Source organism: Sphingomonas sp. CFBP 8765 (assembly GCF_014841445.1).
GTDB lineage: Bacteria > Pseudomonadota > Alphaproteobacteria > Sphingomonadales > Sphingomonadaceae > Sphingomonas > Sphingomonas aerolata.
In genome coordinates, this window is the sequence record NZ_JACYTY010000001.1 from 416,048 (window position 1) to 436,638 (window position 20,591).

The following is a 20,591-nucleotide window of genomic DNA, read 5'->3' on the forward strand; positions in this document are numbered from 1 at the left end:
CGTTCCTCCGCCGCCGCCCTTGCCGGGCAAGCCGCGCTCACGCAACCGCCCTTTTGAGCCGATCGACGAGGCGAGCCCGCGCGGCGAGCGGTTCGGCGCGGCGTTCGACCAGGACATCGCGCGTCAAAAAATGCTCGGTCAGGCGCAGCCCGTCGAAGATGTCCGGCCACCCCGCCTCGCCACCAGCGGTGAGAAACGCGGGCAGCGGCAACAGCTTGGCTTCATAGCCCTGCGCCGCACCGCGCGACACCGCCGCCCCGCTCCGCGGGCTGACGAATGCGAGGTCGTCGACCGCACCACTCGCGACGCACTGGCCGAGATCGAGACCGAATCCCAGTTCCGCGAGCAGCAGCAGTTCGTACCGCACCAGCGCCCCGGCCCAGCCGCGCGCCGACGGCGCCGCCTCGATCGCGCCGAGGACGCCGTCAAGCGCGTCGTGGATATGCGGATAGGGCTGCGCTTCCGGCAACGCGACCGCGGCGAGCGCCGTCGCCCATTCGAGCGCCCCCGCCGCGAGCGGCTCGCCGTGCAGCGTCGCGCGGCTGTGGATCAGCTCGGCGGTCAGGGCGGCGAGCTGGTCGCCGGTCCGCGCGCGCCATTCGCCCTGGATCACGTTCGCCGCGAGCAGCACCGGCCGCATCGCCCGCGACCGCCCGCCGCGCACATAGCCCGGCTGCACGCCGTCCTCGCGCGTCAACGCCCGCACGATCGCGCCATGCTCGCCATGCTGGCGAACGGCGACGACGATGGCGGACGCACGAAGATGCATCGCCCACTCTTACGCGTGCGTCGTGACGAACGGGAGCCTCGAAAACTCCGCTTGTTCCAGATCCGCCGGCCAGGCGCGCTCAGCGCCGGATCCCGCGCGCCATGCGCGCGACTCGCGGATGCGACAACGCCCGCTTCGCCCAGCCCGCCGCACCATCGAACGCCCCCAGCGCGGCCACCGTCGCGCGGTTCGCCAGCGTCGGCCGCAACAGCAGCAGATCGACGCACGCCGTCCCCGCCGTCGCGAACTGCCGCTTGTGCTGCCCCTCCCCCTCGGTGAAATCGAACCAGGCAAAGCGGTCGTCGAACAGCTGCCGCATCGCCTCGACCTGCAACACAGCGCCCGGCGACAGCGCGTTCTCGGCGGGGTCATGCCCGACATGGTCATAGCGCAGCGTCCCGCCCTGCGCGGTACAGCAGAGATAGGCGATCGGCCGGCCCTCGACGAACAGCAGCCAGGCCCGCACCCGGTCCGCCGCGGCGAGCGCCTTGAAACCCTGCAGCGCCGCCTCGCCATCGGGCAGCCCCGATCCCAGCAGCCGCTCCTGATAGGTCGTCGCCGACACCGTCCGCGCCAGCGGGTGAAACACCGCAATCTCGGCGGGGGTTCTATAGCCACGGATGTCGAGCGCCCCGCCCGACAACGCTGCCAGCCGCTTCGTCTTGCGCTTCAGCCCCGACCGCGCACTGCCCGACAGCGTCGCGAGCCATGCCGCCTCGCCGATCCGCAGGTCGGCGTGATACCGGACATAACGCTGCCGGACGACGGTCAGCAGACCACGCGTCTCGAGCGCGTCCATCCGGTCCGCGGGCAACGAGGTGATCACATAGCCATCGGCCTGTGTCGGCAGCGCGGGCAGGATCGGTACATCGCCCGCCAGCACATCGTCGAGCGACAGCGCGACGCGCACCAGCCGGCGCGGGATCGTCGCCAGCGTGCGGGCGCCGAGCTGGAACTTCAGGCGGACGCTGACCGCGGTCATCAGGCGCGTTCTTCGACCCAGTTCGACCAGAGCTGCTCGGCCTGGCGCAGGCCCCGCCGGATCGGATCGCGCGCCAGCGGCCGGTCGTGCCGGCCAAGGACCAGCGGCGGGCGATCGCGGAAATGCCGGGTCGGCAAATCCGTGCGCAGCTCCGCCAGCGTCGCGCACAGCGCCTCGAACCGGCGGACATGGACCGCGTTCGCGCGCGTGCCCTGCCGATTCGCCAACTCGAAACCATGGCTGACGATCGTCGCAGCGACATGCCCCCGGGCCGCGGCGTGTTCAAGCGCATCGCGGCTCTCGTTCGCGGACAGGGCGCAGAGCTGCAGCGTGCGCAACTGACCCGGTCGATCCTCGATGACGGTCACCGGGATCTCGATCAGGCCCTGCGCATCGACCGGCGCGATCTGACGCGGCGACAGCGAGATCCTGCTCGCATCGCACGCCGCCGCACCGTTATGGCTGCTGTCATAGGCGAAACCGAGCGCAGCGAGCGCGGTGAGCGTATCGTCGTTCGCGGCATAGCTGCCCGCACGAAACGCGATCGGGTCGGGCGCACCCGCGTCGATCAGCAGTTCGGTGGCGCGCAGGATCAGCGCATATTGCTCGGCCAGCGGATAGTCGGACAGGTCGAATTTTGCGTGATTCGCGCCGCGGTCCCGCGCGATCGCGGCGGTCCAGGCGGGATGGAGATGCAGCTGAACCTCCTGCCCCGCGTCGAGGATCGTCGCGACCATCCGCCGGACCGGCTCGATCCCGAAGGTCAGCGCGGGCATCGGGTCGACGAAGAAACAGGCCTTCAGCCCGTACCGCGCCAGCTTGTCGAGCTGATAGCTGATTCCGACCCCCGCGGGCTCGACCGACCGGTGGTAGATCGCATCGCTACAAAGCCCCTCGCGGTGGTGCCGCCAGGCAAATTCGGTGTCGATCGTCAGGAAAACTGCCGTGGTCACGTCACTGGCCTAGTGTCCCGTGGTGAAGATAAGGTTTCCGCCTACGAGACAGGCGTGCCCCGACCTCCGCAATCTATCGGCCTCAGCCGAAGATTGATCAACATTATTAAACTGAATTATCTTGAGTGGTAAAAGTCGTACACCTGCTGTGCGACCGCTGCGGACACGCCCGGCGCCTGCTGCAGATCCTGCAGGCTGGCATTTCGAACCGCGCGGCCGGTGCCGAAATGCATCAGCAGCGCCTTCTTGCGCGCGGGGCCGATGCCCGGGACCTCGTCGAGCGGGCTCGCGCCGATCGCCTTGCTACGCTTGTCGCGGTGGACGCCGATCGCGAAGCGGTGGACCTCGTCGCGCAGCCGCTGAAGGTAGAACAGCACCGGCGCGTTGACGGGCAGCTGGAATTCGCGGCCGTCGAGCATGTGGAATACCTCGCGCCCGTCACGGCCATGCTGCGGCCCCTTGGCGATCCCGACGAGGCACACGTCCTCGACGCCGATTTCCTCGAGCGCGGCCTTCACCGTATTGAGCTGCCCCTTGCCGCCGTCGATCAGCACCAGGTCGGGCCATTCGCCCGAGTCGCGATCGGGATCCTCGGCCTGCGCCCGCGCGAAGCGCCGGGTGAACACCTCGCGCATCATCCCGAAATCGTCGCCCGGGATGGTGTCCTTGTTCTTGATGTTGAACTTGCGATACTGGCCCTTGCGGAAGCCTTCGGGGCCGGCGACCACCATCGCGCCGGTCGCGGCAGTGCCCTGGATATGGCTGTTGTCGTAGATCTCGATCCGCTGCGGCGGCTCGGCCAGGTCGAACAGGTCGGCGACCTCGCGCAGCAGCTTGGCCTGAGTCGTCGACTCGGCCTGACGCCGCTCGATCGCCTCGACCGCATTGCGCTTGGCCTGATCCATCAAGCGACGGCGATCGCCGCGCTGCGGCACCTGCACCGCAACCTTGTAGCCTGCGCGCTCGCCCAGCGCCTCGACCAGCAGCGCGCCCTCGGGAAGCTCGCGGTCGAGCAGGATCTGGCGTGCGGGCGGCACGTCCTCGTAGAACTGGCCGAGGAAACTGGTCAGCACCTCGTCCTCGGGCACGTCGTTGGTGTGCTGCGGGAAGAAGCTGCGATGCCCCCAGTTCTGGCCGCCGCGGATGAAGAAGGCCTGGATGCCGATCAGCCCATCCTTGCACGCCATCGCGAAGATGTCCGCGTCGCCCACGCCCTCGGCATTGATCGCCTGCGTGCCCTGGATGAACGTCAGCGCCTTCAACCGGTCGCGCAGCAGCGCGGCGAGTTCGAAGTCCATATTCTCGGCGGCGGCCTGCATCTGCGCGCCGAGCTTGGCCTGCACGCCGGTCGACTTGCCCGCGAGGAAGCTCTTCGCGTCGTCGACCAGCTCCTTGTACGCACCCTCGTCGATCCGGCCGACGCACGGCGCGGAGCAGCGCTTGATCTGGTAGAGCAGGCACGGACGGTCGCGGGTCTTGAAGAAGCTGTCGGTGCAGCTGCGCAACAGGAACAGCTTCTGGAGCGCGTTGAGCGTGTTGTTGACCGACCCTGCGCTGGCGAACGGGCCGTAGTAATTGCCCTTCGCACGCCGGGCGCCGCGGTGCTTCTGGACGCGCGGAAAGTCGTGATCGTCGCGCAGCAGGATGAAGGGGAAGCTCTTATCGTCGCGTAGCAGCACGTTGTAGGCGGGGCGATAGCGCTTGATCAGCTGCGATTCGAGCAGCAGCGCCTCGGCCTCGTTGTTGGTCGTGACGATCGTCATCGACCGGGTCTGCGACACCATCCGCTGCAGCCGCTTGGTCAGGCGTTCGACCTGGACATAGTTGGCGACCCGGTTCCTGAGTGCCCGCGCCTTGCCGACATAGAGCACGTCGCCGCGCGCATCCTGCATCCGGTAGACGCCGGGGCGGATCGGCAGCGTGTCGAGCACGTTGCGGATCGCCGCGACGCCCGCCGCAAGATCGGGCGCCTCGCCGCCGCCGCGGACGGCGAAGGTGGATTTGTCTTCGTTGAAACGGTCGGGGGAATTGGGGGAGGACATCGCTGGGGAATCTAGGGAGTCGAAGGGGGTTATGCCAGCCGAGGACTTGATGGTCACGCGAAGGCGCGATGGCGCGAAGAGTAGAGAATTTTCGCGCAGAGGCGCAGAGGACGCAGAGAGAAGAAGCGATTAGGGTTGGCATCTGTCCTCGAACCGCCGGAGGCTCATGGCCCGTGTGGCAGTCGGAAGATCCATCCCAAGCGCCACGCCTCCGCGCTCTCTGCGCCTCTGCGCGAACTAATTTTCCTTCTTTTCGCGCCATCGCGCTTTCGCGTGAGCAGTCTTCTTCATGCCCTGCGGGCAACGGCAGACGATCAGGCTTGCGCAAACACCTTGGTCCCAACGATCCCGATGACGGTCAGCGCCATGAAACACGCCTGCACGCCGCTGACCTTGTCGCCAAACAGGATCACGCCACCGATGATCACGCCGATCGCCCCAGCGCCGGTCCAGATCGCATACGCCGTACCCGCCGGCAGCCCACGCATGGCGAGCGCGAGCAGGCCCATGTTGACGAAGCTCAGCACGATCGGAACCGAAGACGCCTGCCACGTGGCAACGGTCGCCGCCCATTTGAGGCTGAGCGCCCAGGTGATTTCGGTGATCACGGCAACGCCGAGGATGAGCCAGGACATAAGAGTATCTCCAACGGGCTCAGATTGGAGACGCAGCCGCCGGAAACCCGGGAAGAGACGGCCGCCTGTAAAAAACGAAAAAGGCGCCGAGCGAACGACCGTTCCCCGCGGAAGCGGGGGTCCAGGGTTGCCGGCGCTGTGTCGTGAGAACCTGCCCCCCGCTTTCGCGGGGGAGCAGACGATTAGTTCAGGCGGCCAAGCCCCGAGATCGACCGATCGACCATCGCGCGGTCGGCGGCGGCATCGTGATGCTCGGCGATCAAAATACCGGCTGCCTTGGCAGCGGCGTCGGCGGCCCGCGCACGGACCTCGGCGATCGCGGCGCGCTCTGCGGCGGCAATCTTATCCTCGGCCATCTTGGCGCGACGCGTCATCAAATCCTCGGCACCCGCCTTGGCCTTGGCGATGATCGCCGCGGCTTCGGTATGCGCATGCGCCTTCATCGCTTCGGCTTCGAGATGCGCAGTCTTGGCCTTGGCCTCATACTCCGCACGGATCGCCTCGGCCTCGGCGCGCAGCGCCTTGGCCTCGTCGAGTTGCGTGCGGATCCCGGCGATCTTGGCGTCGAGCGACCGCCCGATCATGCCGGGGACCTTCTTCCACACCATCAGCGCCAGCACGATGATCATCGCGATCGCAACCCAGCCGGTCGAGTTGACGCCGAGCGCAGTCGGGTCGACGACATGCTCGACGGTACCGGGCGCGACGGTGTGACCCTGCAACCCCTGATTGTCGATCGAGCCTTCGGGCGCCATGCCCTCGGCCGAGATCACCTTGGCCGGTGCGTCCGGGTTGGCGGCGGGGGTATTAGCCATGAGCCATCGTCCTGCGTACCGCATCGCTCGCCGAGTCCAGGCTCACCTGAAGTCCGGCAACCTTGTCGGCCAGTTGCTGTGCCGCTTCGGCTGCGACATTCTGAAGATTGGCGAGGGCCTGCGCCTTCGCATTCGCCACGGCGAGATCGTGATGACCCAGACGCTCGGCGATGTCGGCATCGGCCGCATGGACCTGCTGCTCGAAGGCCATTGCCGCCCGCTTGGCTGCGGCCGCGGTCTCGGCCTGTGCCGCGACGCGCGCCGCATCCATTTCGGCCTGCCAGGTCGCCTGGACCGTATCGGCCTGCGCCCGTGCAGCGACTGCCGCTGCCAGATCGCCCGCGATTCGGCCTTCACGCGCGTCCACGGTCGACACGATCTTAGGCACCATCCCCTTGCCGATCCCGAAATACAGGATCCCGAAGGTGAGGAGCAGCCAGAAGATCTGTGAAGCGTAGGTGGCGGCTATCTGGGCAATCTGGGGCATGGCAGTCCTTCGTGATACGGCCGGACGGGATATCGCCCGGCCAGATCAGCGCATGTTAGGCGACGAACACCAGGATGATCATCGTGACGAATGCGAGCAGACCGAGAAGCTCGGCGGCTGCGAAGCCGATGAACAGACGGCCCTGCTGGCTGTCGGCAGCGCCCGGGTTGCGCAGTGCGCCGGCGAGGAACTGGGCGAAGACGTTACCCACGCCGAGTGCGGCGAGGCCCATGCCGATCGCTGCGAGGCCGGCACCGATCATCTTTGCTGCGTTGACGTCCATGTTAAAACTCCCTTGGAAAATCAGTAGTGGTTCGAAAGAAAACTTAGTGAAGGTTCACGGCGTCGTTCAGATAGACCGACGTCAGCAGCGCGAACACATAGGCCTGGATCGCGGCGACCAGCAGCTCGAGCAGCGTGATGCCGATCATCAGCAGCATGCTCGGCGCGGTCACCAGACCGATATAGACGCCGCCCAGGTTGATGCCGTTGATCACGAAAGCCGCCAGCACCTTCAGCAGGATATGCCCCGCGGTCATCGCCACGAACAGTCGCAGACCCAGCGAGAACGGACGCACCAGGAACGACATCAGCTCAACGACGAAGATCAACGGGATCATCAGCGCGGGCGTGCCGCTCGGCACGAACAGCGAGAAGAAGTGGAAGCCGTGCTTGCCGAAGCCGACGATCAGGACGATCGCAAAGCTGATCAGCGCCAGCACGCCGGTGACGGTCATGTGGCTGGTCACGGTGAACGGGTGAACGCCCGGCACGATACCGAACGGCAGCAGGCCGATGATGTTCGCGAACAGGATGAACATGAACAGCGAGAAGACGTAAGGAATGAAGCGCTTGCCGCCGGGCCCGACATTCTGCTCGAGCATGCCCGAGATGAAGCCCGTAAAGCCCTCGACCGCGGCCTGCCAGCGACCGGGAACGAGCTCGCGCTTCATCCCGCCGATCATGAAGGCCCAAAGTGCGACCAAAGTCACCACCATCCACATCGCGGAATTGGTGAAGGACAGGTCGTAACCACCTACGATCCAGTGCGAGCCGAACGCCGGCTCGATCAGGAACTGGTGCATCGGATCGATCTTGCCGCCCTGTTCTGCCGCCACGTGGAATCCCTGCCGTCTTGAAACGACAAACGCCCGGCTACTCCGGGCGTTCGCCTGAAATTCGAATGATTTGCCTGAACGCAACCGCAATTCCGAGGAACAGCAACACGATCAGACCCCAAGGCCCAGTGCCGACCCAATGGTCTATCAACCATCCGATCAGCGCACTGCCGACGAGACTCCCGATCAGGGCGGAGATGACCCGATTGCCCTGCGAGTAACCCCGCTCGGCATCCGGCCCTCCCTGCCCCTTTTTCAGCGCCTCCCGAGCCTTGACCTCCCTCAATCGCTCATCGAGCGCGGAAAGTCGCGGATCTTCAACACCGTAGGGGTCCTGTCCGGGTTCGATCTCCGCCACGACATGCTCTCCACCTGATACGACACCGGGGAGATATACGCAGCGACGAGCGATCCCGCCAAGGCGCGGTCCGTTTAGAAAAGGGGGGGGGCCAAGTCAACCGGTGTGACAGTATCGTCATCAATGTGGTGACTGCGGGGCGCGTTACGCCCTGTCCCATCCGTCATCCTGACGAAAGTCAGGATCCAGAGCTGCAGGCGGACCGTGTACAGCTCTGGATCCTAGGTCGAGCCCAGGATGACGGAGGGCATCAGGACGGCATGCTCAGACGCAGCGCGAATCACGCTCCGGCGCGGCGGCGGTGCGCGTCTTCCACACACCACCCGGCGTCTTGTACTTCTCGCCCGGATTGGTCCCCGCGATCAGGTTGCAACCGCTGGTGAACGCCAGCTGCTCGACCGTCGCGCCGCTCGCCTGCGCCTTGGCGGTATAGGCCGACTTGCGCTGGATGTTGATGCTGTTGACCAGCGCGCGCAAATCGCCGCTCGCCGCGCCGACCAGCCCGAGATAGCCGTCGGGCTGCTCGCCGACCTCGCCGCCCGCGCGCGCCGCGGCATAGGCGGGGTCACGCTGCGCCGACGCGGCAACCGACAGGCCGCCAAGCACAGCCACCGCCGCGATCATCGTCAAAGCCTTGATCTTCATCTCAGAATATCCCCGGATTCTGCTGGATCAGCGATTTCGCCTCGCCATCGAGACGATAGACCACTTCCTGCGTCACATTGATGTTGAGGTTGATCTCGATCGGCTTGTCCGGCGCCGACACGTTGATGCAGCCCGGCAGGGCGGCGGCGGTCGTGACCAGAAAGACGATCGTCCTCATCCTGTGCAAGATCGGTCTTTGCTCCAGCTTGTTCAATCCTGTTTCGGTCATGGCACGATCCTGCTTTCGGCGGGCTGAATGGATGGGGCTGCGGGAACGGCAGGCCCGGGGGATGGCGGCGCGGACTGCTGCTGGATCAGCGCGGGCAGGTTGCGTTCGATCAGCCGCTTCGGATCATAGAAGCTCTGCGCCGAATCGAGCAGCCCGCGAAACGGCGCCTTGATCCGGATGTTGAACACGAAGGGCAGCTTCTGCAGCCGGCGGACGATGAAGTTCGACTTCGCCCCCTCGCCCTGGCTGATCCCGGCAAAGCGCACGTCGGTCACCATCTCGCCCGCGAGCGGCCCGTTCATGCCGACGCGGAGCGACTGGTAGCGTAACGACTTGAGCGCCTGGAACGCGATGTTCGCCCAGATGCCGAGATCCTTCTGGCTGAGATCGCCGACATAGGCGAGCGTCCCGCCGCCCGGCCGGACGCGCAGGTCGCCGCCCTCGATCCGACCGCCCGTCTCGTCGAAGATCATCGGCAGCACGCCGTCGAATATGCCGGTCGCGTCGAGATTCTTGAAATCGAACTGCTGCAGGAACTGGTCGGCGGCCATGTTGGCGATGTGGAACGTCATCCGCCGCTCGCTCTGCGCGGAGAAATCGAGCAGCGTCGGGTCGAGCGTCAGCGATCCGCCCGCAAACGGCCACGCCCCGCCCTCGACCTGCACGCGCGCACCCGGCAGGGTCTGATAGCGGATCGTCCCGTCGCTGACCGGGATGCCGGGGTTGAGCGTGCGGATCGTCGCGACCTGCCCCGGCGCGCTTTGCAGGTTGAGCAGGTCGGTGAAGCGGATCTCGGTCGCAATCCCGGTCACCGGGCCGAACGCGGCGGCAAGGTCGGTGCCGGCGGTTCGGAACACCCCGGTGCTCGTCACGCCGTCGGGGGTCCACGCGATGTGCCCGTCGCCGCTGACCGATCCGTTGACGTCGGCGATCACGCCGAACGTCAATGGCGTCAGCGCCTCGGGTTGCAGCGCGTCCTTGGCGAACACGATCCCAGGCACCAGCAGGTCAGCGCGGCCGATGCCCGTGCCGAGGGCATGGACCAGCGTGACGTCGGCGACCTTGGTGCTGCTGACCGGTTCGAACAGCGTTCCGGCCGCGGTGATCGTGCCGCCGATCAGCGACAGCGTCACGCCGCGCGCCGCAACCGGCTTGAACCGCGCGGTGGCGGCGGCGTCGCTGACGCCCATCGTGCCGTCGAGCGCCAGCGCACCGCCGATCAGCGTCCAGTCGCCCGCCGCCTCGTTCAGCAGCAGCGGCACATTGCCGATCTGCCCTGCCCCGCCGGTGAACGCGCCGGCGATTCCCTGCGTCGTCATCCGCCCGGTGATCGTCGCGAAGTCGAGCCGCGTGACCCGCTCGGGCGCGCCGATCCGGGTCTGCACGCCGTCGATCGCAAAGCCCCGGTCGGCCAGCCGCAGCGTCGCGCCGCTCGCGTTCAGCGTCAGCGGCGTCCGCCCCAGCCGCCCCGACAGCCCGGCCGCGGCGATCCGCGCACCCCCGCGCAGACGCCCGCGATCGATCTGCACCAGCGCTCCGTCGATCGGACACAGCGACAGCCGCGCAGGGTCGAGCACCAGCCCCGACACCGCCAGCCGCTGGACCGCGAGCGGCGTGCAGCCAGTGTTGACGACGAGCCGCGTCTTCCCGTCCCAGCTGGCAGCGATCGGCATCGACAGGCCTTCGACCCGGTCCTTGCCGCCGCTGCCGATCGGACCGTCGAGTGTCACCCGCGTCGTGATCGCGGTCGCCCCGCCGGGCGTTGCGCTGAACCGCACCGGGGTCACCGCCAGCCGCGCGCCGTCCACGACATAAGGCGCGACCGTCGCGACGCCGCGGACCGGCGCACCCGGCCGGGCCTGGGCTAGCGCGATGCGCGCCTGCGGCAACCCGCCACCCTGCGTCGCAAGAGTCGTATCGAGCGTGACGCCTCCGCCAGACGCACCGCGTCCAGGCCATGCGAACCGGAGCCCCTCCCCGCCATCGATCGAGATCCTCGCGCCGCTCGCCGATGCAAGCGCGAGGCGTGACAGTACGGCCTTACCGCGCCCGCCGCGCTGCTGAACGGCGATCACCGCATCGGCGGCAAAGCCCTTTGCGGCCCGCGTTACGGCCTGCACCGCTGCGTCCATGAGGGGCGCGACGGGCGACCCAGCCGCCGATCCCTGCAACGCCTCCACCCCGGCAAGCCGGCGCGGGGCGATCGCGGCACCCGCCGCGCTAACGCGGCCCTCGAACGCGATAACCTCACCAAGACGGTAGGATCCTGCGATCGCCACGCGGCGTGCGCGGCCCTCGGCCGTCCGCACGGTATCCGCTGCGATATCCGCCTTGCCCGAGGTTCCCGCACGGGTGCCGGCGAAGTCGACGTCGCCCTTGGCCGAGGCGAACGTCGCTCCGGGCAGGACGGCCGGTCCGGTCGCCAGCGCGGCCCGCCCCTGCCAGCGATCGAGCGCCGCACCGAGCGTCAGGTCGAGCGTCGCGACGACGCTGTCCGCCCGCGAATCGCCGCACGCCAGCCGCCCCAGCCGCCCCAGCCGCACCGGACCCTTCAGGATCGGTTTCGCCGCATCGATCCGCACGCGGACCGTCGCGGTAAGGCGGTCGCCCGTACAGCCGCCAACGTTCAGCCGATCGCTGACCGCAGCAAGCGAGCCCCGGAAACCGTTATCGAGCTTCCCCGTCCCGGTGAGTTTCAACCCGACCAGCCCGTAAGGCGTCTCCAGCCGCATCCGCGCATCGTCGACGGTCGCGTCGAGCGCGGGCAGCGCGAACGGCTTGCCCGAGGGTGCAGGCAGGAGGCGGTCGATCGCCCCCAGCGACAACCGTCCACCGACCAGCCGCCCGCGCAGCCGCACCCGCCCCGCGCGCACCGCCTCCAGATACGGTCCCGACAGCCCGATCCCGGTCCGCGTCTCGACCCAGTCTGCGACCAGATCGGGATCGGCCGGATCGCCGAGCACGACATTGGTCAGCCTTTGCCCGCCAAGCGCCAGATCGGCGATCTCGTAGCGCGCAGGCACCTCGGCCCGCGCGAGTTCGCGATCGATGAAGCCCGTCGCGATCTGCTTGCGGAGTACCCAGACCCCGATGAGCAGGGCGAGCAGCAGGAGTGCTACGACCAGCACGATTCGCTGAATCCGCGCGAGCCCGCCGCGACGGCGAGCCGGCGCGTGACGGCGAGGGTCGGGCCCTGTCTCGCTCGTCTCGGTCAACCGCTTACTCCGTCACGCTTTCCCGGCCTGCATAGGCGGTAGCGGGGGCGTCATGCAATTGCGGCTGGATGTGCTAGCATCCGGCCATGGCGGGGGCAGACGATATAGTCGACGAGCGCAAGGGGCACCGGGCGCGGCTGCGCAAGCGGCTGTTCGAGGGTGGCGGAGAGGCGCTGCTCGATCACGAGCTGATCGAATATCTCCTCGCCGTCGCGATTCCCCGTGCCGACACCAAGGCGCTCGCCAAGGCGCTGATGCGCGAATTCGGGGGCATTGGCGGGGTGCTGACCGCGGATCCGGCGGCGCTCGCGCGCGTCGATGGCATGGGCGAGATTTCGACCGCCGCGGTCAAGATCGCGCACGCCGCCGCGCTTCGCCTGTTGCAGGCACGCGTCGGGGAGCGGCCGGTGCTCGCCAACTGGCAGGCGCTGCTCGACTATCTGCGCGCGGACATGGCGCATCACGTCATCGAGCGGTTCCGCGTCCTGCATCTCAACACGCGCAACATGCTGATCCGCGACGAGGTGATGAGCGAGGGCTCGATCGACCAGGCCGCGGTTTATGTCCGCGAGGTGATCCGCCGCGCGATCGATCTCGGCTCGGCCTCGATCATCCTCGTCCACAATCATCCCAGCGGCGACCCCTCCCCCAGTCGCGCAGACATCGAGATCACCCGCACGATCGCGGAGGCGGGCAAGCGGCTGGGGGTCGCGGTGCACGACCACATCGTCATCGGCACTGCCGGCCATGTAAGCCTTCGCGCGCAAGGGCTGATTTAAGGAGCGCGTGACGCAAAAAAGCCGCCGGGGTCAGCCGGCGGCCTTGATGTCGCGAGGGTCCTCCCGCGCGTTTGGTTCAGCCGGCCTGGGTCAGGAACCTGGTCAGCTCGGTCTTGGTCAGCATCTTGTTCTTGTCGGCATCCGCCTGCGCAAACGCACCGTCGACCCATTTGCGCGTCTCGGGCGCGACCGCGACCGTCGTCGGGTCCGACTGCGTCTTCAGCGCGACCATCCAGGCGCCAAATTCGGACGTGCTCAGCAGATTGTCGCCATTCTTGTCATATCCCGGGAATTCCGCATCGACGACCTGTGCCACTTGCGCCCCCGTGACGGGCTGCTGCGCAGTCGCTCCCGCAGGATTGCCCTGCATCGTCGAAGATGACGGCGACTGCGGCGAAGATTCCGTCTGCGCCATGGGCTGCGCCGGTGAGTTGGGCGTGCCGCCGGTCATGGTCTGCGCGGATGTCGGCGTCGCGAGCGCGATCGCACCGATAAGTAGAGTGAATTTCAGCATGTCTTCTCTCCTGCTGCGACCTAGGTGGCGACTTTCCAGTCGCGAAGGTCGTTCGTTCGGATAGTAGGCGGTATCAATGCATGACTGCCGCACAGGGTTCCGTCGGCATCGCCCGATCCCCCGGGGTTGGGTTTGAACCTTGCCGTCCGGCCTGCTACCGCGCGACCGATCGCCGCCGTAGGTCCCGCCGGGGCGCGCGTCGCGCCTCCTCTCCCCAGCCACAGGAAATCCCGATGGTCCCCCGCTATTCCCGCCCCGACATGGTCGCGATCTGGACGCCCGAAGCGCGTTTCAAGATCTGGTTCGAAATCGAGGCGCACGCCACCGACGCGCTCGCCGAACTCGGCGTCGTGCCGAAAGAGGCCGCGGCCGCGATCTGGGAAAAGGGCGCGTTCGAGGTCGACCGGATCGACGAGATCGAGCGCGAGACCAAGCATGACGTCATCGCTTTCCTGACCAACGTCGCCGAGCATGTCGGCCCCGAGGCGCGCTTCATGCATCAGGGCATGACCTCGTCCGACGTCCTCGACACCTGCCTCGCGGTCCAGCTGGCCAAGGCGAGCGATATCCTGATCGCCGACCTCGACGCGCTGCTGGTCGTGCTCGAACGCCGCGCGCGCGAGCACAAGATGACGCCGACGATCGGCCGCAGCCACGGCATCCACGCCGAGCCCGTCACCTTCGGCCTCAAGATGGCGCAGGCGCATGCCGAGTTCGCGCGCAACCGCGCAAGGCTGGTGGCGGCGCGCGCCGACGTCGCGACCTGCGCGATCTCGGGCGCGGTGGGCACGTTTGCCAACATCGACCCGTTCGTCGAGGACTATGTCGCGGGCAAGCTCGGCCTGTCGGTCGAGCCCGTCTCGACCCAGGTCATCCCGCGCGATCGCCACGCGATGTTCTTCGCGACACTCGGCGTGATCGCCAGCTCGATCGAGCGGCTCGCGACCGAGATCCGCCACCTCCAGCGCACCGAAGTGCTCGAGGCGGAAGAGTATTTCTCGCCCGGCCAGAAGGGCTCCTCGGCGATGCCGCACAAGCGCAACCCGGTCCTGACCGAGAACCTGACCGGTCTCGCGCGCATGGTCCGCGGCTATGTCACGCCCGCGCTCGAGAATGTCGCGCTGTGGCATGAGCGCGACATCTCGCACTCGTCGGTGGAGCGGTACATCGGGCCCGACGCGACGATCACGCTCGACTTCGCGCTCGCGCGGCTGACCGGGGTGATGGACAAGCTGGTCGTCTATCCGGCGCGGATGGAGAAGAATCTCAACAAGATGGGCGGGCTCGTCCATTCGCAGCGCGTCCTCCTCGCGCTGACGCAGGCCGGGGTGAGCCGCGAGGACGCCTATCGCCTCGTCCAGCGCAACGCGATGAAGGTGTGGGATTCGGACGGCGCACTCTCGCTGCTCGACCTGCTCAAGGCCGATCCCGAAGTGACGCTGAGCGATGCCGAGCTCGAGGACAAGTTCGACCTTGGCTATCACCTCAAGCACGTCGACACGATCTTCGCCCGAGTGTTCGGCGCGGCCTAACGGCGGAAGTTCGACTACCCCCTCGTCATCCTGACGAAAGTCAGGATCCAGAGCCAAGCAGCGCCGCACCGCGTTACTCTGGATCCTGACTTTCGTCAGGATGACGGGCGGGGAGAGGCTGAGCCCACCAAGTGCACGCAACGCAATTACGATTTCATGTTACAAAATTGCGACAACTCGCAACTATCGCCATATCACTGATGCCGGATACTACTCCGGCATCGGAGACCTACCCATGCGCATGTTCGAAACCGTGACCAGCTCGATGCTGGCGATCGCGGCTCAAGCGCTGGTGGTCGGGGTGGTCATTTCCACCCTCTGATCCATCGGCCCGCCCGCCCCTCCAAGGAGGGGCGCGGCTAGGGTCGCAGGCTCCCGCTTTTCAGGCTGCAAAGGCAAGGCGCGGTCGATGATCGTCATCGTTGGCGCAACTAAGCGCGTCGGGTTTGCGCACGCGTATCGCACGGCGGTTTGCACCCACCGGCCGCCCACGTCGTAAAACCGACGCCAGCCGCGCCGGCAAACTCCGGATCCGCAGGCTCGACACCGCGCCGATCAACCCAATCGACACGTCCAGATACGCCGACACTTCGAACGATGCCAGCCAGATCGCGATGTCGGGCGCGCCCATCATGGCAACCCGGACCCTGTCGCCGTCATCGGCGAACATCATGACGCACGCTGCCGCAATCAGCACCAGACCGACCGCGACGTCGCCGCGCGTCAGCCGCGCCACCCGCCTGACCGGCGCCTCGACCAAAAGCATGCGGAGGAACCGAGACAGGGGGATCGTGGGCACCGCGAGCATCAGCAGCCAGCAAGCGAGAAACGTCACACCGATTGCCGCCACACTATCCCCCTGTCACGCGCGCCAAGCAGCGCGGCCTATTCCGCGGCGAAGACGCCCTTCAGCTTGGCGAAGAACCCTTGGCTGTCGGGGCATTCGTCGCCGGTCTCGGTCTCGCGGAACATTTCAAGCAGTTCCTTCTGCCGGTTCGACAGGCGGGTCGGGGTCTCGACGTCGATCTGCACGACCAGATCGCCATGACCGCGGCCCTGCAATACCGGCATGCCGGCACCGCGCTGACGCAGCTGCTTGCCCGACTGGATACCCGCCGGGATCTTCACTTCGTGCGTGCGCCCGTCGAGGCCGGGGATCGACAGCGATCCGCCGAGTGCCGCGACCGTGAAGCTGATCGGTGCGCGCGCGAACAGCGTCGTACCCTCGCGCTCGAACAGATTATGCTTGGTGACGTGGAGGAAGATATAGAGATCGCCCGCCGGTGCACCGCGCGCGCCGGCCTCGCCCTCGCCCGTCATCCGGATCCGCGTGCCTTCATCGACACCGGGCGGCACGTTGATGCTGAGCGTCTTGGTCTTCTCGACCCGGCCCTCGCCGCGGCAATCGGGGCATGGATCGGCGATCACCTGACCCGCGCCGTTGCAGACCGGGCAGGCGCGCTCAACCACAAAGAAGCCCTGCTGTGCGCGGACCTTGCCGTGACCGCCGCAATGCTGGCAGGTCTTGGCACGCGTACCGGCCTTAGCGCCCGACCCGTCGCACGTGTCGCACACGGCCGAGACGTCGACGGTGATCTCGGTCGCCTTGCCGTGGAACGCCTCTTCCAAGCTGACTTCCATGTCGTACCGCAAATCCGCGCCGCGACGTGCCGACGATCGGCCACCGCCGCCGCGCTGCGCGCCGCCCATGAATTCGCCGAAAACGCTCTCGAAAATGTCGCTGAAGCCGCCGAAATCCTGCGCGCCGCCGCCATGACCGCCGCCGCCGCCATTCTGGAACGCGGCATGGCCGAAGCGATCATAGGCCGCACGCTTCTGGGGATCCTTGAGGCAGTCATACGCCTCGCTGACCGCCTTGAACTGGGCCTCCGAATCCTTGCAACCGGCATTCTTGTCCGGGTGATATTTCATCGCGAGCTTGCGGTAGGACGACTTGATCGTCCCCGCATCCGCGGTCCGCTCGATTTCGAGCAGTTCGTAATAGTCTGTCTGGGTACTCATAACGGCCCTCTTAGCCCTCTCCCCTCCGGGGAGAGGGTTGGGTGAGGGGCCGTTCCGGACGACAGCGCGCGGAACTGCCCCTCACCCCGGCCCTCTCCCCGACCGGGCACCCATGAAAATATTACTTTCATGGGACCCTGGGGAGAGGGAGTTTCAGTTACGCCTTCGGGTTCTCGTCGACTTCCGAGAATTCGGCGTCGACGACGTCGTCGTCCTTCTTCGCCGCATCGCCATCAGCCGACGGCGAGGCATCCGCCTGAGCCTGCTTCTCGTAGATCGCCTGGCCGAGCTTCATCGCGACCTGGGCGAGCGCGGTGCTCTTCTCGGTCATCGCATCGGCATCGCCGCCTTCGACCGCGGCCTTGGTCGCGTCTATCGCGGCCTGGATCTCGGTCTTGAGCGCATCGTCCACCTTGTCGCCATTATCGGCAAGCTGACGCTCGGTCGTGTGGATCAGGCTCTCGGCGTTGTTCTTCGCCTCGGCGCCCGCACGACGCTTCTTGTCCTCCTCGGCGAAGGTCTCAGCATCGCGGACCATCTGGTCGATGTCGCTGTCCGAAAGGCCACCCGATGCCTGGATGCGGATCTGCTGCTCCTTGCCGGTGCCCTTGTCCTTGGCCGAGACGCTGACGAGACCGTTGGCGTCGATGTCGAACGTGACCTCGATCTGCGGCACGCCGCGCGGTGCCGGCGGGATGCCGACGAGATCGAAATTGCCGAGCATCTTGTTGTCGGCCGCCATCTCGCGCTCGCCCTGGAACACGCGGATCGTCACCGCGCCCTGGTTGTCGTCCGCCGTCGAATAGGTCTGCGACTTCTTGGTCGGGATCGTCGTGTTGCGATCGATCATCCGGGTGAACACGCCACCCAGCGTCTCGATGCCCAGCGACAGCGGCGTCACGTCGAGCAGCAGCACGTCCTTGACGTCGCCCTGCAGCACGCCGGCCTGGATCGCGGCGCCCATCGCGACGACCTCGTCCGGGTTGACGCCGGTGTGCGGCTCCTTGCCGAAGAATTGCTTCACGACTTCACGGACTCGCGGCATGCGCGTCATGCCGCCGACCAGCACGACCTCGGAGATGTCGTCGGCCTTCAGACCGGCGTCAGCGAGTGCCTTCTTGCAGGGGTCGAGCGTCCGCTTGACCAGGTCCTCGACCATCCGCTCCAGATCGGCGCGCGTGATCGACTTCACCAGATGCTTCGGGCCGTTCTGGTCCGCGGTGATGAAGGGCAGGTTGACCTCGGTCGACTGCGCCGAGCTGAGCTCGATCTTCGCCTTCTCGGCCGCTTCCTTCAGACGCTGCAGCGCCAGCTTGTCCTTGGCGAGGTCGATGCCCTCCGCCTTCTTGAACTCGTCGGCGAGGAACTGGACGATCTTGTTGTCGAAATCCTCACCGCCGAGGAAGGTGTCGCCGTTGGTCGCCTTCACCTCGAACACGCCGTCGCCAATCTCGAGGATCGAGATGTCGAACGTGCCGCCGCCAAGATCATAGACCGCGATCGTCTTGCCGTCCTGCTTGTCGAGGCCGTAGGCCAGCGCCGCTGCGGTCGGCTCGTTGATGATGCGCAGCACTTCAAGGCCGGCGATCTGGCCGGCGTCCTTGGTCGCCTGGCGCTGTGCGTCGTTGAAGTATGCGGGAACGGTGATGACTGCCTGCGTGACCGTCTCGCCGAGATACGACTCAGCGGTTTCCTTCATCTTCTGCAGCGTGAACGCCGAGATCTGCGACGGCGAATAGTCCTTGCCGCCGGCCGAGACCCATGCGTCGCCGTTCGGCCCGCGCGAAATCTTGTACGGGACCAGCTCGGTGTCCTTCTTGGTGATCGGATCGTCGAAACGACGGCCGATCAGGCGCTTCACCGCAAAGATGGTATTGTCGCCGTTGGTCACTGCCTGGCGCTTGGCCGGCTGGCCGACCAGTCGCTCGCCGTCCTTGGCGAATGCGACGATCGACGGCGTGGTGCGCGCGCCTTCGGAATTCTCGATGACCTTGGGCTTGCCACCTTCCATGACGGAAACGCAGCTGTTGGTCGTGCCGAGATCGATACCGATTACTTTAGCCATGAGTTTAAATAGCCCCTCACACATCGTAAAAAAGTCTCGGGCTCCACCCCGTTACGGCAGTGGAACCTTTCGATTGATGGGCGCGATATAGGTTGGCTCGCGCTTGCCGCAAGATTGTACGGCTCGTAGAGATCGCAAGAGGGGTATGAAGTGGCGATGATGACGATGCGTGGTATTTTTGCCGTGACGGCCCTGGTCGGGGTGGCGGCCTGTGCACAGCCGCAACAGCTGTCCGTCGAGAAGGCGTGGGTCCGGCTCGCTGCGGTCAAGGGTGGACCGGCAGCAGGCTATTTCACGATCCATGGCGGGCCGGCCGATGCGACGCTGATCAACGTCACCACCGATGTCGCGATCCGGAGCGAGATGCACGAGAGCATGTCGGCCGGCGGCGTGTCGTCGATGAAACCGATCGCGCGCGTCGAGATCCCGGCCAAGACCGATGTCGTGTTCGCGCCGGGCGGCCGTCACGTGATGCTGTTCGACGTAAATCCCGGCATCAAGCCCGGTGAACGCACCATCACCTTCACCCTCACCTTCGCCGACGGCACCAGAATCCTGCAGAACGCGGCCGTCGTCGGCGCCGGCGACACCGGAACCAAGTGAGCGTTCGCGATCGGTCGACGCGAGCGCTGACCCCGGCCGAGACGCGGCTCGCGGCGTCGGTCTTCGGCGATGCGATCGACTATGCGCCGGTGCGCCTGGCGCGCAGCAAATGGGCCTTCTTCCAGCCGCGCGACACGGTGATGGCGCCGCGCGGGTGCATCCATTTCCACCCCAAGGGCGATCTGTGGTGCGACGATTTCGCGCACGCCCATCTGACGTTGCAAGGGCTGTTCATCCACGAGATGACGCATATCTGGCAGCACCAGCGCGGTATCTTTCTCCCGCTCGTACGGCATCCGTGGTGCCGCTACGACTATGCGCTGCGTCCCGGCGTCGCGCTGCACCGCTACGGTATAGAGCAGCAGGGCGAGATCGTCCGCCACGCCTTCCTGCTGCGTGCCGGCGCGACGGTCGCAGGCGCCCCGCCGCTCGCGCAGTACGAGACGCTGCTTCCGTTCAAGCCGCAGGTGTCGGCCTAGTCCGCCACTCCCCAAACCGTCACCCCAGCGAACGCTGGGATGACGTGGGCTAGGACGATATCAGAGCCAGCTGCGCCCATCCGGTCCCGCACAGCCATAAGGCGGCAACTGCCCGAAGAACCGCTCCTGCATCTTGTGACAGCCCCAGGCGCGCAGCGGCGCGGGCGCATAGCCGTTCAGCGCGATGCCGACCTCGTCATACGGGGTCTCGCCGCGCGCGACATACATGTACCAGCGCCCGCCGAACATGACCGCCGCCGCGACCAGCACGACACACACGACCTGAAGAATCTTCTGCATTTCCGCCCTTTTCGTGATGAAGGGCGCCCCGTTGCAGATAACATGGATT

General features: G+C 66.6%; 22 protein-coding genes. 4 read left to right on the top strand and 18 right to left on the bottom strand.

Annotated features, from left to right (window positions below; translation table 11 throughout):
- Positions 1 to 37: 37 nt before the first annotated feature.
- The 13 genes from recO to IFT87_RS02085 form a co-directional block, all read right to left on the bottom strand.
- A complete protein-coding gene (gene recO / locus IFT87_RS02025; RefSeq protein WP_192007304.1) occupies positions 38 to 769 on the bottom strand; it encodes a DNA repair protein RecO in 732 nt (243 codons plus the stop codon).
- A 79-nt stretch (positions 770 to 848) separates the two neighbouring features.
- Positions 849 to 1,751 carry a GNAT family N-acetyltransferase gene (locus tag IFT87_RS02030; RefSeq protein ID WP_037529991.1) on the bottom strand — a complete coding sequence of 301 codons (903 nt, stop codon included), beginning with the start codon at positions 1,749 to 1,751 and terminating at the stop codon, positions 849 to 851.
- On the bottom strand, positions 1,751 to 2,704 hold the full coding sequence (locus IFT87_RS02035) for a polysaccharide deacetylase family protein (protein ID WP_192007306.1): 954 nt from the start codon (positions 2,702 to 2,704) through the stop codon (positions 1,751 to 1,753). The genes IFT87_RS02030 and IFT87_RS02035 overlap by 1 nt, the downstream gene beginning before the upstream one ends.
- A gap of 116 nt (positions 2,705 to 2,820) precedes the next feature.
- Entirely contained in the window at positions 2,821 to 4,746 is a 1,926-nt protein-coding gene (uvrC, locus tag IFT87_RS02040; protein ID WP_192007308.1) for an excinuclease ABC subunit UvrC, read from the bottom strand.
- Positions 4,747 to 5,060: 314 nt separating this feature from the next.
- Positions 5,061 to 5,381, bottom strand: a complete 321-nt coding sequence (locus tag IFT87_RS02045; RefSeq protein WP_031394303.1) for a DMT family transporter — start codon at positions 5,379 to 5,381, stop codon at positions 5,061 to 5,063.
- 182 nt (positions 5,382 to 5,563) lie between these two features.
- Positions 5,564 to 6,196 (bottom strand): F0F1 ATP synthase subunit B family protein, encoded by a 633-nt coding sequence (locus IFT87_RS02050; protein WP_037529993.1) that lies wholly within the window; start codon positions 6,194 to 6,196, stop codon positions 5,564 to 5,566.
- Positions 6,189 to 6,683 (bottom strand): F0F1 ATP synthase subunit B family protein, encoded by a 495-nt coding sequence (locus tag IFT87_RS02055; protein WP_056680109.1) that lies wholly within the window; start codon positions 6,681 to 6,683, stop codon positions 6,189 to 6,191. Before IFT87_RS02055 ends, IFT87_RS02050 begins: the two co-directional genes overlap by 8 nt.
- A gap of 55 nt (positions 6,684 to 6,738) precedes the next feature.
- Positions 6,739 to 6,966 carry a F0F1 ATP synthase subunit C gene (locus IFT87_RS02060; RefSeq protein WP_031394300.1) on the bottom strand — a complete coding sequence of 76 codons (228 nt, stop codon included), beginning with the start codon at positions 6,964 to 6,966 and terminating at the stop codon, positions 6,739 to 6,741.
- 43 nt (positions 6,967 to 7,009) lie between these two features.
- Positions 7,010 to 7,768, bottom strand: a complete 759-nt coding sequence (locus IFT87_RS02065; protein WP_037529996.1) for a F0F1 ATP synthase subunit A — start codon at positions 7,766 to 7,768, stop codon at positions 7,010 to 7,012.
- Between the two features lie 70 nt (positions 7,769 to 7,838).
- Positions 7,839 to 8,159: an AtpZ/AtpI family protein gene (locus tag IFT87_RS02070; protein ID WP_192007310.1), complete on the bottom strand. Its 321-nt coding sequence runs from the start codon at positions 8,157 to 8,159 to the stop codon at positions 7,839 to 7,841.
- 264 nt (positions 8,160 to 8,423) lie between these two features.
- A complete protein-coding gene (locus IFT87_RS02075; RefSeq protein WP_031439562.1) occupies positions 8,424 to 8,804 on the bottom strand; it encodes a YdbL family protein in 381 nt (126 codons plus the stop codon).
- Position 8,805: 1 nt separating this feature from the next.
- Positions 8,806 to 8,982, bottom strand: coding sequence for a YnbE family lipoprotein (locus IFT87_RS02080; RefSeq protein ID WP_081874129.1), 177 nt, complete (start codon positions 8,980 to 8,982; stop codon positions 8,806 to 8,808).
- 47 nt (positions 8,983 to 9,029) lie between these two features.
- Positions 9,030 to 12,161, bottom strand: coding sequence for an intermembrane phospholipid transport protein YdbH family protein (locus tag IFT87_RS02085; protein ID WP_342211117.1), 3,132 nt, complete (start codon positions 12,159 to 12,161; stop codon positions 9,030 to 9,032).
- A gap of 173 nt (positions 12,162 to 12,334) precedes the next feature.
- On the opposite strand from IFT87_RS02085, the gene radC reads away from it, so the two are divergent.
- Positions 12,335 to 13,027: a RadC family protein gene (radC, locus tag IFT87_RS02090; protein WP_031441495.1), complete on the top strand. Its 693-nt coding sequence runs from the start codon at positions 12,335 to 12,337 to the stop codon at positions 13,025 to 13,027.
- Between the two features lie 76 nt (positions 13,028 to 13,103).
- Here radC and IFT87_RS02095 read toward each other — a convergent pair whose 3' ends face one another.
- On the bottom strand, positions 13,104 to 13,541 hold the full coding sequence (locus tag IFT87_RS02095; protein WP_192007312.1) for an EF-hand domain-containing protein: 438 nt from the start codon (positions 13,539 to 13,541) through the stop codon (positions 13,104 to 13,106).
- A gap of 233 nt (positions 13,542 to 13,774) precedes the next feature.
- On the opposite strand from IFT87_RS02095, the gene purB reads away from it, so the two are divergent.
- Positions 13,775 to 15,073, top strand: coding sequence for an adenylosuccinate lyase (gene purB, locus IFT87_RS02100; protein WP_031441496.1), 1,299 nt, complete (start codon positions 13,775 to 13,777; stop codon positions 15,071 to 15,073).
- A 382-nt stretch (positions 15,074 to 15,455) separates the two neighbouring features.
- Here the strand turns inward: purB and IFT87_RS02105 are convergent, their stop codons facing one another.
- From IFT87_RS02105 to dnaK, 3 genes are all read right to left on the bottom strand, one after another.
- Complete coding sequence (locus IFT87_RS02105; protein WP_128082302.1) at positions 15,456 to 15,833, bottom strand: hypothetical protein; 378 nt, start codon at positions 15,831 to 15,833, stop codon at positions 15,456 to 15,458.
- 125 nt (positions 15,834 to 15,958) lie between these two features.
- Positions 15,959 to 17,095: a molecular chaperone DnaJ gene (gene dnaJ / locus IFT87_RS02110; RefSeq protein WP_031394651.1), complete on the bottom strand. Its 1,137-nt coding sequence runs from the start codon at positions 17,093 to 17,095 to the stop codon at positions 15,959 to 15,961.
- A 157-nt stretch (positions 17,096 to 17,252) separates the two neighbouring features.
- Entirely contained in the window at positions 17,253 to 19,160 is a 1,908-nt protein-coding gene (gene dnaK, locus IFT87_RS02115; RefSeq protein ID WP_031441499.1) for a molecular chaperone DnaK, read from the bottom strand.
- A 156-nt stretch (positions 19,161 to 19,316) separates the two neighbouring features.
- Between dnaK and IFT87_RS02120 the strand changes: the two genes are divergently transcribed.
- Together IFT87_RS02120 and IFT87_RS02125 are read left to right on the top strand one after the other, a co-directional pair.
- The gene (locus tag IFT87_RS02120; protein WP_031441500.1) at positions 19,317 to 19,763 is read left to right on the top strand and encodes a copper chaperone PCu(A)C; all 447 of its coding nucleotides are present in this window, start codon (positions 19,317 to 19,319) and stop codon (positions 19,761 to 19,763) included.
- Entirely contained in the window at positions 19,760 to 20,242 is a 483-nt protein-coding gene (locus IFT87_RS02125; protein ID WP_037531902.1) for a hypothetical protein, read from the top strand. The genes IFT87_RS02120 and IFT87_RS02125 overlap by 4 nt, the downstream gene beginning before the upstream one ends.
- 60 nt (positions 20,243 to 20,302) lie before the next feature.
- Here the strand turns inward: IFT87_RS02125 and IFT87_RS02130 are convergent, their stop codons facing one another.
- Positions 20,303 to 20,542: a hypothetical protein gene (locus IFT87_RS02130; protein WP_031394647.1), complete on the bottom strand. Its 240-nt coding sequence runs from the start codon at positions 20,540 to 20,542 to the stop codon at positions 20,303 to 20,305.
- Between the last annotated feature and the right edge of the window lie 49 nt (positions 20,543 to 20,591).